We start from the raw sequence: 14,103 nt of genomic DNA on the forward strand, positions 1-14,103 counted from the left end.
GGATCATATCAATCACTGATTATGCAGACTGATTAAGTAGTAAAGTCAGAATCCATTCAGCCCCTGTCTTCTCAGATCCGCAGCCACAATACGTGCAAGCTCCGCAGCCCCTTGACGATTCGGATGCAGACTATCCCCTGTCATATACAGAGCAAGTGTTGCCGCTGGACCAATGGACGTGAAATAGGCAGAACTTAACTTATTCAGTTCAACAAGAGTAACCCCCTCTTCTTGAGCCAGTGCACGGGTGGATGGATTGTACCAGCGGTTCTCCGCTTGATGTACATTGGCTGTATTAAAGTCTGTTGCACGGCCCTGGGGCGTGGAGAGGATGACTGTTGCTCCTTTGTTCTTCGCCTGACGCACCATGTCCCGCATAATCTCCTTGAACTGCGCCTCCGTTGTATTGTTCTTGGCATTGGTATCATTAATTCCGAATTGCAAAATAAAATAATCTCCAGGCTTGATATACTTGAGAATTGCCTCCATCTGACCATCATCGCGGAATCCTCTTGCAAACTGACCACTTGATGCCATATTGCGAACCTGGAAGGTAGAATTGTTCACATAAGACGGCAACAGCTGCCCCCAACCTCCTTGTACACTGCTGACAAGCGGATAGTAATTGCAGACTGTTGAATCACCACCAACGTAGATCGTGCGGTTGGTAACGGTCTGATTGGATAACTTCCGGATTTCGAGTGCACTCAGTGTGAAGGCGGTGCCTGTCTTTCCTTCCGTAACCAGCAGGTTTAATTGCCCGTCAGTCACCGGAATTTGAAATTGGTCCGTCGCCCCGTTGCCCGTCATATTAATGATCTGGTAGACACCTTCTGCAGCCACGCTGGCTCTGGCAGTATTACCCAGTACCACTTTAACTTCATATAGGCCATTGGACAGATTTACATTGAAGGTATTGGTGCTCTTGGTGCCGTACGTCAGAAACTGCACAGCGTCACTCTTAACCCCGCTTCCCGAGGCAGACACATTCCTCATCTGTGCAGGTGTGTTGAAGCCATAGCCCTTCGTAGGCGTATAGGCATCTCCTGCGGACACGCCTGTGTAACCGCTCTCAACAGCACCCGAACCAAAATCAAATCTGTAATTGTCCGTTGCCGCTTCGGCGACTTGCCCTCCACTGCTTCCCAAACCGATGCCCATGGTACTCGCAAACAGAACAAGACAGAGCAGAAGTTTTACCGATATTGACCATTTCATCACTGAATTCTCCTCTCGAATCAGAATTAAATTGGTGCATGATCCTCAGCTTCACAGAACTTGGTCAAGCCAGTCATAGGCCTTTGCCCCGCTAATCTCATGTCCACCTGTAAAGAAATCCGCATCCAGTGATTCTGATGCTCCCGCCTGCTCATATATGTGTGTCAAACGGGCATACGCCTCTCTCGCTGTATGGATCGGGAACACCTGATCATCACTTCCTGCTTCAATAAAAAGTGGCCTAGGCACAATCAGGCCGATGAGATCCGGCAACTCCGCTTCACGCAGGATACCTGGTACATAGTTGTCCAGACAATGGTTCCGATCCAGTATACTGCCCTGGAAAGTACTTGCATAACCACTTACTACAGTTGCCCGGAACCGTTCATCCAACGCGGCTGTAAATGCGGTCACCAGACCGCCACCCGAGATACCCATGCTTCCAATTCGCTCCGAATCCACTTCAGGTCGTGTCGATACATAATCCAGTACTCGTGTTGTTTCATACACCCTATGACCGGCGAGGGTCTTCCCCACCATGAGCAGATGCGCAGCAATCTTCGTACAGGAACTCGCCCCTGGTGGCGCATCGCGGTCCTCTTCCAATCTTCGATCACCAAATCCGAGCAGCTCTGGAGCCGCAACCACATATCCACGCTTCACAAGAGCTACTGCAAAGTCCTTGTGTAATCCGGCCTCTCCTGTTCGTGGTGATCCATCCGGTTCCATGCCAGTGATCTCACGGCTGCCATATCCATGCCCATGACAAGCAACGATAGCAGGTCTCTTGTTTTCGATAATGCTTCCATCACCCGGAATTAATAAATATACAGGCATACGAAGTCCTGCATAGGTCGTGATTTCAATCCGCTCCCGAATATAGCCGTCACACATAATGCGCTCTAGTAAGACAGGATTCAGTGCTGCCGCCATCGTTGGAAAACCGCCCAGCCGTTCTTTCACGCGTGTACGAAACTGACTGCGCCATAACTCCAGGGGTTGATCTGCATGATACGCGGAACGACCACGAAGATGCGTTTGTTGTTGTAGATAGGCTTCAATATCAGACATGAGCCTGTGTCCCTCCTGTTTTTCGTAGGATAACGTAGATAAAAGACTGTCATAAGGAATTAATCTCATCCATTATAGAACATCAATGTCACCCATGAATTGAACATGTTTGCCTGTTTTGAATAGATTCACACGATTTCTAGCCAAAAAAAGGATATCTCCAACCTAAGACAGGTTACGGAAATACCCTTCATTTCATCTGACCTGGCAGCCACCAGTTCCACCTGCCCATTAATTTCATCAAAGCAGGTACCAGTATTAAACGGATTAATGTAACGTCAATCAACACCGCTGCCATGATTCCGATCCCTAACTGCCTCACACCTGTGACTTCAGCAAAAGCAAACGGCACGGTCACCGCAAGCAGAATGGCCGCTGCGGAGGTAACCAGACGGCCTGTAGAAGCCAATCCCTGCTGAACAGCCACATCACTGTCTCCGGTTCGTCTATACACTTCCTGAATACGGCTCAGCATAAACACACCATAATCCATGGATATGCCAAACACCAATCCTGCAATGAATACCGGAATCATAATGGCAATGGCTGACTGCTCCATACCCAGATGTCCTTCATTGAACACCCATACCAATATGCCAAATGAAGCGGCTAAACTGAGCAGATTCATCAGAATTGCCTTGATTGGAATGAGCATTGATCGGAATGCCGCCAGTAACACAAGATAATTGGTGACCACTACAAATACCAGCACTTTGGGCAGTTGACTTGTGACTTCCTGCATTATTTCATACTGCTTGGCAGCTTCCCCACCATAACGTAGTTTTACGTTGTTGGAACCAAGCGTATGATCGCTATTCCTCATTCGTTCCAGCCAGTCTGCAACCTGTTGCGAACCAGGCTCCCCGTGCACGGTGGCTATCAATCGTATGGAATGATCAGAGACCGTTGAACGCAGCCATGCCGTCCTTGTTGACCCCCTGCCTTCGATGGAAGGAGTGAGCGACGACGGTGGAATCCGAAAAAGGCTTTGTGAGCCATTTTGATTCGGCTGTAATCGGCCCCATGGTGAAACAATGCTCAATACGTCTGAGTCCTGCAGTAGTTGACGGGCTTTGTTGTAAGCCATCTGCCAGTGAGATGCAGTCAACAGTTCCTGCTGTCCACCAATCACCATCTCAATGGTAGAGGTATTCTTTTGCCCAAAATCATGTTGCAACTGCTCTGCTGCCTGCCGGGACTCCATTCTCTCTGGCAGTGAAGAAGCATCCGGGACGGACAGTTCCAACCGTGTCACTGGATAAACACACAGGAGCAGCACAACCGTACCTCCAATGGCCATACTGACTGGTCGTATCATGACCATTGCTGACCATCGATGCCAGACCGAGCGTCTGGGTAACAAATGGACTAATTTTCGCCTGAAGACACGGTCAGCAGACAGTGATAGCAGAGCTGGCAGCAGCGTAACATTTAACAGTAGCGACAGGAGCAGAACAATAATGGCCCCCAAGGAGACACTCAGAAACATCGGCAGTCTGATCCAGAGCAAACCCAGCAGCCCAAGAAGCACGCAAGCTGCCGAGAACAACACCGCTCTGCCTGCTGTACGCAATGTTAGCTGAAGAATCTCGCTCTGCATATCCAGGCTTCTGCCAAGAACATTAGCTTTGCCTTCATCTTCATAGGCCCGCTGAACTTCTTCTCTGTACCTGCTCAGGATGATCAGGGCAAAATCTATACTGAGTGCCATGCCCACCATGGGAATCACATTAATGATAAAATTGGACAATTCCAGATGATAACCAAGGAGTGACGTGACTCCCATAGCGGTAATCACAGCACTGATACCCATCATGACAGCAATCAATGCGGCATATAGCCCCCTGAATGCAAAACACAAAACGATCAGGGCAATCGGCAGCCCCACCATCTCTGCCCGTTCCAGATCACGAAAGCTCAGATGATTGACATCCTGCTGGACGACTGCCTTTCCCGTCAATTGCACCGTACCTGGACCGTCTGTTGCCAGCACGGCGCGCAACTGCTCCAGCGGAGGACCTATCTGATGCGGGGGCACATCCATTTTCACAAGGGCATATGCCCTATGGTCTTGCAGCGTCACGCTTTCGCTAACATCCAGAGGGGACGTGATAGAGGTTACCGCTGGCAGCACTTGGACCTGTGTCAGGCGATCCTTGATCCACTGTCGAAACTGTAACGGCGAGGCATTTTCCTTTTTCTCAAAAACCAAAATAACCGGATCAGCAGGAGAACCAAATTCGTCCTCCAGAACAAGCTCAACTGCTTGTGCATCCCCGTGAATCCGTTTCAATCCGTGATCCTGAACAATGTCAGGCAACTTCCAGGCCCAGACCGCTGACATCCCGATGATAAACACCCAGCAGAGAATAATGAACCGCGGATATCGGCTGATGAAGGCAGCAAGTCTGCGATAACCCATACCTAAGCTCCTCTGCGATCAGATTAACATTCGATTATGTTCATCGGTAAGATCATAATCACATTCATACACTTGCGGTGCGAATCTCCTTCACTCAGGTTCGCGAACTATTGAATGCCATGATTCACAGGTGTTCTGTTCGCAACGGGGGCAGGGATGTATGTAAAAGGAAGTAACTCTGCCGTCAGTCCCGGGCCAAAGGCCAGCGCTATCCCACTGGAATGCTCTTCCTTCTGTCTGTAATCCTCGCGGATGGCTTGGAGAACAAAAAGAATCGTCACGGACGACAGGTTGCCATAATCCCGCAGGATGTTGCGGCTGTAGGAGACCTGCTGATCTGTCAACTGATATAGCTTCTGAACGGCATCCACGATGCCTCTGCCTCCCGGATGGATCGCCCATATTTCCGGTAAACCGCTCCCCTCCAGCAACCGCTCTACCTCTGGACCGAGATGCAAACCAAGCAGCTTCGGAATCTGTGGTGACAGGTAGAGATCAAAGCCTGTATTGCCCACTTCCCAGATCATTTCTTCTGCACAATCCGGGAGCAGCGTTGAGTGCCCTCGGCCCAGTCGAAAACATTCATTGCGGTCTGTTCCGGACGCACCAATAACACAGGCAGAGGCGCCGTCTCCGAAGAACGATGCGGCATACAGGTCGTCCCGTTTGGCAGATGGCTGAAAGTGAAGTGTGCATAGTTCCACACACACGATGAGAACTGTAGCCTTCTGGTCTGTCGTTACAATGGAATTCGCCAGTTGGATCGCCTTCAGACCGGCTGCACATCCTTGAAACACCAGTGGAATCCGGTTGATCTGCGGTGACAGTTCAAGCTGCTGGATCAGCCGAACATCAAGTCCGGGCAGGAATTGCCCCGTGCAACTCACCGTAATGAGATGTGTAATTTCCGAGGAGGTTACGTCTGCATCCTGAAGGGCCTGTCCGGCCGCCTCGAGACCAAGTGGAACAGCAGCAGCTTTGTATTTGCCCATACGCTCGGATGTAGTCGGAACCTCTTCCGCATTGGTAAAGGGTAAATATCGGCAAGAATCAACAGGCTCAAGCAGATTCGGTTCACACGTATACCGAGTCTCCACACCGCACTGATTAAAGATTCGTTTCGCCCACCTTCTCGCATCTGGCTCATGTTCCAGCGCTTGCGCGAGACGGGCAGATACATCTTTTTGCTCAATACGGTGTGCAGGCCACGCAGTTCCTATTCCCATAATACTTGCCCCGGTAGTTGCCTCAAGCTGGTTCATCGGCTTACCCTCCTATATCGTACATGTTCAAAAGCAAGCTTTCTAAACAACCTATATATAAAATAGGTTCATATGAAATGTGCAAGATATAGTACAAGTCTATTCACTACCTGTCCTGTTTATGTTCATATTAACAAGTAAAGGCGGACAACATATGCGAGTTTCGCACGTGCTGTCCACCTTTGCTACCGGATTAAACCCATTCCTATATTACATATTCGATCTGTCAGAACTATTCAGGTCGAATCACCGTGAATCTCTCTCCAAGCTTGGCATAATCATTACCCGCCAGCCGGCTGACTGGTTTCAAATGATCCATCAGGATATAGCCCTTGTCCGGATTATAGACTTGTTCGCTGAAATGATACTGCACAATGCGTACCAGCAACAGGTCACTCACCGGTTTACCATCATCATTCGTGATGGGAATGTGCTGATACAGCTCACACTCCATCCGAATAAGTGCTTCCTTTATTCCTGGCACAGTGACCTTTGTACTTGGCACTGTGGTGAGTTCCGTCCGCTCAAGCTCACTTTCGTGGGGTTCAAGTAAGGCTGCTGTCTCATTCACTTCTGTTATGATCGCTTCGTCACAGATATGCACGACCAGTTCTTGATGAGCAAGCACATTACGTGCAGTATCTTTCATAATGCCGTTTTTACGTGCAATGGATATGGATAACAGCGGTGGGTCCGAACTAACCACATTAAAGAAACTAAAAGGCGCTGCATTGATCACACCATTCTCATCTGAAAGTGTCGTTACAAAAGCAATTGGACGTGGCACCACCGAACCACTCATCAGTTTATAATTGTCTTTTCCCGTTATTTCACGTGGATCCAATGTATACATATGTAAATATCCCCTTCCCTGCTCGTGTAATAAGTGACTCTTTCATTTCAAGACACGATAATACACTATTTCATTATTATATAATCAAAAATGCTGAATTAACAAAAAAACTCCCTGGTGTCCATTGCACCAAGGAGTTGGAACATGCTTTTTCATATTGTCTATTTCCTACTTAACAATACTGTTCTGAATATCTTCCAAAATTTGGAGGTTCGCTTGAACTCCACTGTACAACCAGCTGCTGGACCGGGTGAATTCAAACAAATTACCATTTTTCACAGCCGGAATACTTTGCCACACTGGATCTTTCAGTGCTTCCGCCCCAGTACCTTCATCACTATTAACAAAAAACAAGTAGTCTACATCCATTTCCGCCAATTTCTCCATTGAGACCGAAGACCAGTTACCTGTCGCATTGGCAGAGATTTCTTTCACAACTTCAGGCTCTACAAGTCCAAGCTCTTTGTACATTACTTCTCCACTCGACACGTTGTCACTTACAATGAAGAACTTGCCGCTAACCAACCAAATAGCCGCTGCTGATTTCGTTCCACCTGTAACGGTGTTAATCTTTTCCTTGATTTCTGCAGCTTTAACTTCGTAATCATCCAGCGCTTTTTGTGCTTCAGCACTCTTATTCAAAATTTCACCGATTTTCAGCTGCGTTTTACGCCAGTCGCTATTGATCTCATCGCCGAGTACGTATGTCGGGGCAATCTTACTGTACTGTTCGTATTTCTCACCTTCAACCACACTTTCGGAACCGATAATAATCAGATCCGGGTTAAAGCTTGTTACCGCTTCAAAAGGCAGATCAAAAGCAATCGTTGGGATACCATTCAGATCTTTTTGCAGATATTCCTGGATTCCGTTGGCTACCGACCATTGGGCAACTGGCTTAACACCGAGTGTAACGAGATGGTCTTCCAGATAAGACGCGATGACACGCTCAGGATTAGCCGGGATGGTAACCTCGTGTCCCATTGCATCTGTTAATGTGCGTTCTGTAGCGGCTTCTGTTTGCGTCTCTGTCTCCGTTGTTGTATCGTTCTCTCCTGCTGCTCCATTCTCTGCCGACTTTGTTCCACACGCGGCCAGCCAGATGGACATGACCATCACCGTAATTAGAAGCATGATCATCTTTCTATTTTTCTTAAGCAATTTGTTAACCCCTCTCATTTCATTATGAAAACCTTATTCGACGTTATTGTGACAGATTTCAATGTTCAAAAATATCGAAACTATTATTTATACATATAATATCCGTATGTACATTTGTCCGATTCCATTGATAATGATAATTGTTATCAGTTCAGTTGTCAATTCAATTTTGCTCTGCGCTATAAAGTTGAACTACGGATTATTTACACTGACACTACGATGATAGAACAACCCTCCAATTGCTGATGATTAGTTCAACTATATAGATCATATAAAATCTTCTTGACGGCACTCACATATAGGCGGATGCCGCCATATGCTGAATGCAGAATACGACGACAGGAAGGATGTTCTGTACATGTATTACGAATATAACCCTTATCTAAGTTATGGAGAAGACCGTTCCTTTCAATTGCCTCCACTGTTCCCAGGAGGTGGCGGTGGCGGCACACCGGGTGGTCCAACGTTTCCTGGTATACCTGGCGGTCAAGGCTCCTATCCTCCATTCTTTCCAGGCGGAGGACCAGGTCCATATATCCCCGGAGGCATTCCGGGTACAATCCCAGGTACAGCACCGGGCGTACCTGCTCAACTGACTCAAGGCAATCTGCCCACCCTGCTTAGTGCCTATCCTCGTCCGGTAGGTCAGCCTCCGGCAGAAATGCTTTTTCTGTATAACCTGATCAAAAGCAGCCCGGGTCTGCTTCCTCTCTTCCTCCAGCAACAGCCGCAAAGTCTTACTCAAGCTGTGCAATTTGCACAGACTGGTGCAGCGGCACCACGAGATAACGAAGAACGTGTGCTGCCCAACTTTTGCTACAACCGATGGTCCCTTGTCTTCACATACAATGATGTCTACCTGATGTGGCCTGCGATTAATCTGTTTGGTTTTGTGGTGGGGTACTTTTATCCATTCCTCACGCCAGGTATACTGTCCAATACACAGATTTTGTTTGCGCTCTGCTAAACCTGTCCTTACCTACAGCAAGAGCCTCACTTGGAAGCATGATTCCTTCCAGGCGAGGCTCTTGTTCGTTTTTTCAACCCGAAGCACCCTTACCATACTAAACTCCACAAAAGCAAGGTGCACAGAACCAGTACATTTAACTCAACACCGGATCGTTCTGACGCTTCCTGCCTCTACTGACCATTAGGAAGTAAATCACCAAGGCACCGAGATCAGCACACGCGATAACGATTCCCATTGGCACAGCTGTACCTTCTCCTCCGAGACCTACGAGCGGAGCGACAATACCTCCGAACAGGAACGTCATCACACCAATAAGCGCAGACGCACTGCCTGCCGATTTCTCCTGATTGGCCATTGCCAGGGCGAAGGACGCCGTATTCACCAACCCAACACTGGATACCACCAAAAATAGCGGAATCAGTACAGAGATTAGATTACCTCCAGCCAGAATGGCGATGAGCAAGGATGTTCCTCCGAGCGCCGCGGTTAGCAGCCCCGCGATTAACAGCCGGGTTTCAGACACCTTACCTGCAAGTCTGCCGGCAATCTGACTGGCCAGTATAATGCCCAGCCCGTTTATGGCAAAGCAAACACTAAACATTTGCGGCGATACCCCGTATATTTTCTGAAGCACAAACGGTGAACCGGATATGTAGGCAAACATGCCTGCTGCCACGAAACCCTGGGTTAACGCATAACCCATAAACTGACGATCCCCTGCGATTTGGCGAAACGTAATCAATGTCTGTTTCAGTCCCCCGCTTGATCTGCGGTTAGAAGGCAGTGTCTCCCCTAGACCAAAAATAACAGCAAACAGCGTCAGTATACCGATGAGACTAAGCAAAAAGAATACGCCTCGCCACGACGTATACGTCAACAATTGTCCACCAATGATTGGTGCAGCAATCGGGGCTACGCCGTTAATTAGCATTAACAGGGAGAAGAATCTTGTCAGTTCCGGACCTGAGTAGACGTCTCTGACAATGGCACGCGAGATAACAATTCCCGCCGCTCCGGCTACACCCTGAATGAATCGCAGCACAACAAAAGAGCCCATCGTAGGGCTGACCAGGCAGAGTATGGAAGCAATGGTGTAGAGCACAAGCCCTGCAATGAGCGGTGTTCGCCGACCACGTACATCACTTAGCGGTCCGGCAAGCAACTGTCCAACCGCAAGTCCAATCATACACGCCGTCAGACTGAGTTGAGCATACGAAGTAGATGAACCAAACTCATCAGCCAGCGTGGGCAATGCGGGTAAATACATATCCAGGGACAACGGCCCAAAGGCCGACAGTGTCCCCAGTATTAAAGCCATTCGCACACGCGATGTGGAATTCGTGTTCAATGAAGCTGTTGTACTTTTCATCAAATACTACTCCCCGCCACCCAGCAGCTTGAGCAGGTTGGACGGCAGTGTGAACTGTTGATTGTTTATAATAATACGGCGCAGTTCTTCTTCATCCCGCTCGTTATCGGCGTCCTTAATCTCCTGAATTTCCCGGTGAAGTCGCTCCATCTGTTGATCCAGCGCATTTGCAGAATCTGCCGCACTCTTTAACTCTCTCGTCAAATGCTCGGGAACATCCTTATTGTATTTATAAAAAATCTTATGCTCCAGACTCGCCCAGAAATCCATCGCGATTGTACGGATCTGGATCTCCACACATGCCCGTTCCTCACCATTGGACATGTACACAGGCACTTCCACCAGAAGGTGAAGGCTTTGGTAGCCGTTTGGCTTTGGATTCTCGATGTAGTCTTTGACCTCCAGAACACGCAAGTCACTCTGATTGCACAGCATATCCTTAATCCGATAGATGTCCGAGATAAAGGAACATGTAATCCGCACCCCGGCGATATCCTTGATATTTTGCTTGATGCTCTCAAACGTTAACTCATGATTTTTGCGGAACATCTTGTTCATAATGCTCTCAGGAGATTTAAGTCTGGACTTTGTATGCTCAATTGGACTGTAATCATGCAGAGACTGGAATTCTTCCTTCAGGACTTCAATCTTGGTCTCCATTTGATCCAGAGCAAATTTATAGATCATCATAAATCTGGTAATTTCATATTTGAATTTCTTGAATTGATCGATTGGATGTGGAGCGTTCATCATGGCTTTCTCCCTTTCTTTCTACACACTAAAGTTAGTTTTATGAATATGAGGACAAGCGGTCAATCCACATGTCTCCTGAACCATTATAAATCATATGGAGCCAATAAACGAATTTCTCACATTTGGACTCGCTATTCTGCCTGGAAGGTATGGGAACTTATTTTACGTGCATCCTATAGAAGCATCCCTGTCATTTGGCCTGTTATTACCGATGAAAGAGGTTGATTCTCCTGCTCTATCAAGTGACGTATTCATCCGATACACTTCGAGTTAAAGCTTATTTATACCTGCCACAAGGTTGTTCATTACCTGATATCACGACATATGAAACTTCTCATCCCGGCTCTGTCTCCTCTTCCTTTCCAGACTTCGCTTCCATACATACATCTCTACATCTGCAACCACTCGCCAGCCATTACCCTGCTGCAATAATACATGATATCGCTCACACACAGGAACAGTGGCCTGTGCTGATCTATTGTCGCGGCGGACTTGGCAGCTATGGCGGGGTAAATACCGTTTGGCTTGAGCAATTTGTACACAAAGGTTATATTGTGTTCGCCCCATCCTATCGTGGCAACGAAGGAGGTGAAGGTCGTGACGAGTATGGCGGGAAAGATGCCGAAGATGTGCATGCCGCTTATCGGTTGATGCAGCGTTTACCTTTTGTCGATCCGACTCGAATATCGTTAATGGGGTTCTCCCGTGGAGCCATTAATGCTGTACATACCGCAACTGCCTATAATGAGGGACCGGACAAAATACATAAGTTAGTTCTTTGGAGCGGTGTCGCCGATGTCGAACGCACTTATCATGAGCGAACCGACCTGAGACGCACATTGAAACGGGTGCTGGGCGGTTCCCCACGCGCAGTTCCGGAAGCTTATCTCGCCCGTTCTCCCTTGTCGAAAGCAAACAAACTATCTTGTCCCGTGCTAATCATGCATGGTACATCAGATACACAGGTGAATTATAGTCACGGAACCCGAATGTATCACTGGCTTAAGCGGCGAGGTGTGGATGTCACATTTCACGCCTATGGCGGGCAGGATCATCATTTTCACGAGAAAATACATGAGTCAGCGGTGAACAATATGTTTGATTGGCTAGCTGCACCTTAAGTCTTGCGCGATGAATTCATTTTGAAGAAGCATGGGTTATGGCTGTATACTGGAGGGGCTACGTTTTTTTGAAAGGACGGATAGGATGAATCAAAGCACCCTCCAAAAATACGCCATGCTGCTTCTCTGCATGTCTGCCGGGATGGTGGATCTGATCGGATATCTGGGACTGGGGCATGTGCTCACAGCCAATATGACGGGAAATATTGTACTGCTCGGTATTGCCATTGCCCGTGCTCAGGAATTTGTCGTGCTTCGGTCATTGCTTGCTCTCATTGGTTTTATTGCCGGCAATGCCATTGCAGCACATATGGTTGGACCCGTGCAGACCAAAAATGGCTGGTCTGCCAGGGTCACAGCCGTGTTCACTGTTGAAAGCATATTGCTTCTGCTGTTTGCGATTGCCATGATTAGTCCATTTTCAGAACAACTGTCCTATCTGTTAATTATCATCCTGGCCGTTGCAATGGGGATGCAAACAACTGCTGCACGCCGAATTGGAATTGCTGGCATCTCAACAACCGTGCTCACCAATAATCTGGCCGCTGTGGTTGAGGATACTGTATGCATTCTCAAAACGCTGCGACATGCCAATATCCGATCGTTAGCCAAAGCCTTGTCCACAGACTCTTACCTTCGTGCAGGTGCTGTTGTCATCTATTTGATTGGCGTCATTGCAGCCGCATTGTTATTCCACCGTGTGCCCATGATTGCAGTCTGGACTCCTGTCCTGATCATTGGCGGCGTAACCCTGTACGCCCGATTACATGCATGGGGAAGTCCACAACAAAGCGAAAGTTAATAGGTGAAGAAGCAGAAGCAACCTATTCATTTTCAAGAGGCTGACCAAAAAGTCCGCTTCAAGGTACTGAAAACGGGTCTTTTTGAACACGTACTTTAAGTTATTTTAAGTACAATCGCACTTTTATTTCATCAAAGACGCCTCTTGGCGGATAAGCTTCACGAGATGCTGTGCAGCAGGTGATAATACCTCCCCGGCTCGTGTACATACGGCAACCGTATTTCTCAGCAGTATCCCTCGAACGATCACACGTGCCAGCCTGCCTTCCTTCACATCTTCCTTCACAACCAAAGAAGATATAAAGTTCGCCCCATAACCTGCCTTCACCGCACTGATCGTTTCGTTCAGCCCGTTGAACTGAAGCGCAATGCGGGGAGCGGCGAGGTTATTTGTTGTGCAGAGGGAAACCAGTCGCTCACGCGTGGCACTGCCTTCTTCGCGCATGATGAACGGTTCTGCCATCATCTCATGCAGCTCGATTTCTTTGCCCGCATACGGATGGTCTGGATGTACAACAAACCACATCTCATCGTCAAACAATTCATCCCATTGGACACCCGCATGTGTAATTCCACTTCCACCATATACTGCAATCTCTGCCTCATAACGAAGTAATTGGTCAAAGGCCATCCGGGTGTTGGTTGTGCTCACAACAATCTCCACATCCTCGTGCATTTGCTTAAACCGCGCAATCCAGCCAGGCAACAGAAAATTCGAAGGCAAGTAGGTTGCCGTAAGACGAATCATTCCTTTCTTGCCCTCCCGAAAATCCTGCACAAAATTCTCGACATCCTGCTCCAGCATGAACAGACGTTCCGCATAACCTGTTAACTGTATCCCGGCATCCGTAAGCACCAGTCTTCTCCCCTCCGAAACAAAAAGCTGGATTCCCAATTCACGTTCAAACTTCTTCACCTGGGAAGATACCGCTGGCTGACTAATATTCAGTTCCTCTGCGGCACGAGTGACCCCGCCATATCTCACGATGGCATGAAATAATCGTAATCCATGCAGATTCATCTGCTACACCTCTTTCACGTCAAACACATAATCTAAAGTTATATTAACATGCATAATATATATTTTATTTATACATCTACT

12 protein-coding genes are annotated in these 14,103 nt (G+C 47.9%); 3 read left to right on the forward strand and 9 right to left on the reverse strand.

What is annotated here, in order from left to right; all coding sequences use genetic code 11:
• Positions 1–45: 45 nt before the first annotated feature.
• The 6 genes from J7E78_RS04855 to J7E78_RS04880 all read right to left on the reverse strand — a co-directional run bounded on the left by J7E78_RS04855 (position 46) and on the right by J7E78_RS04880 (position 7,987).
• A complete protein-coding gene (locus tag J7E78_RS04855) occupies positions 46–1,161 on the reverse strand; it encodes a rhamnogalacturonan acetylesterase (protein ID WP_251034856.1) in 1,116 nt (371 codons plus the stop codon).
• Between the two features lie 108 nt (positions 1,162–1,269).
• Positions 1,270–2,289 carry a dienelactone hydrolase family protein gene (locus J7E78_RS04860; protein WP_215075192.1) on the reverse strand — a complete coding sequence of 340 codons (1,020 nt, stop codon included), beginning with the start codon at positions 2,287–2,289 and terminating at the stop codon, positions 1,270–1,272.
• Between the two features lie 190 nt (positions 2,290–2,479).
• Positions 2,480–4,711: an MMPL family transporter gene (locus tag J7E78_RS04865; RefSeq protein WP_215075193.1), complete on the reverse strand. Its 2,232-nt coding sequence runs from the start codon at positions 4,709–4,711 to the stop codon at positions 2,480–2,482.
• A 107-nt stretch (positions 4,712–4,818) separates the two neighbouring features.
• Positions 4,819–5,973 carry a type III polyketide synthase gene (locus tag J7E78_RS04870; RefSeq protein WP_215075194.1) on the reverse strand — a complete coding sequence of 385 codons (1,155 nt, stop codon included), beginning with the start codon at positions 5,971–5,973 and terminating at the stop codon, positions 4,819–4,821.
• 232 nt (positions 5,974–6,205) lie between these two features.
• Positions 6,206–6,826, reverse strand: a complete 621-nt coding sequence (locus J7E78_RS04875; protein WP_215075195.1) for a flavin reductase family protein — start codon at positions 6,824–6,826, stop codon at positions 6,206–6,208.
• Positions 6,827–6,994: 168 nt separating this feature from the next.
• Positions 6,995–7,987, reverse strand: coding sequence for an iron-hydroxamate ABC transporter substrate-binding protein (locus tag J7E78_RS04880; RefSeq protein WP_251034824.1), 993 nt, complete (start codon positions 7,985–7,987; stop codon positions 6,995–6,997).
• Positions 7,988–8,303: 316 nt separating this feature from the next.
• On the opposite strand from J7E78_RS04880, the gene J7E78_RS04885 reads away from it, so the two are divergent.
• Complete coding sequence (locus J7E78_RS04885) at positions 8,304–8,954, forward strand: hypothetical protein (RefSeq protein WP_215075197.1); 651 nt, start codon at positions 8,304–8,306, stop codon at positions 8,952–8,954.
• 136 nt (positions 8,955–9,090) lie between these two features.
• Here J7E78_RS04885 and J7E78_RS04890 read toward each other — a convergent pair whose 3' ends face one another.
• Complete coding sequence (locus tag J7E78_RS04890; RefSeq protein ID WP_215075198.1) at positions 9,091–10,326, reverse strand: multidrug effflux MFS transporter; 1,236 nt, start codon at positions 10,324–10,326, stop codon at positions 9,091–9,093.
• Between the two features lie 6 nt (positions 10,327–10,332).
• On the reverse strand, positions 10,333–11,076 hold the full coding sequence (locus J7E78_RS04895) for a GTP pyrophosphokinase (protein WP_215075547.1): 744 nt from the start codon (positions 11,074–11,076) through the stop codon (positions 10,333–10,335).
• Positions 11,077–11,300: 224 nt separating this feature from the next.
• Here J7E78_RS04895 and J7E78_RS04900 point away from each other — a divergent pair, with 224 nt between their 5' ends.
• Together J7E78_RS04900 and J7E78_RS04905 are read left to right on the forward strand one after the other, a co-directional pair.
• Positions 11,301–12,200, forward strand: coding sequence for an alpha/beta hydrolase family protein (locus J7E78_RS04900; protein WP_251034825.1), 900 nt, complete (start codon positions 11,301–11,303; stop codon positions 12,198–12,200).
• 85 nt (positions 12,201–12,285) lie between these two features.
• Positions 12,286–13,002 (forward strand): YoaK family protein, encoded by a 717-nt coding sequence (locus J7E78_RS04905; RefSeq protein WP_215075199.1) that lies wholly within the window; start codon positions 12,286–12,288, stop codon positions 13,000–13,002.
• Between the two features lie 123 nt (positions 13,003–13,125).
• Here J7E78_RS04905 and J7E78_RS04910 read toward each other — a convergent pair whose 3' ends face one another.
• Positions 13,126–14,022: a LysR family transcriptional regulator gene (locus J7E78_RS04910; RefSeq protein ID WP_215075200.1), complete on the reverse strand. Its 897-nt coding sequence runs from the start codon at positions 14,020–14,022 to the stop codon at positions 13,126–13,128.
• Positions 14,023–14,103: the final 81 nt, after the last annotated feature.

Source organism: Paenibacillus polymyxa (genome assembly GCF_018614975.1).
Classification (GTDB): domain Bacteria; phylum Bacillota; class Bacilli; order Paenibacillales; family Paenibacillaceae; genus Paenibacillus; species Paenibacillus polymyxa_E.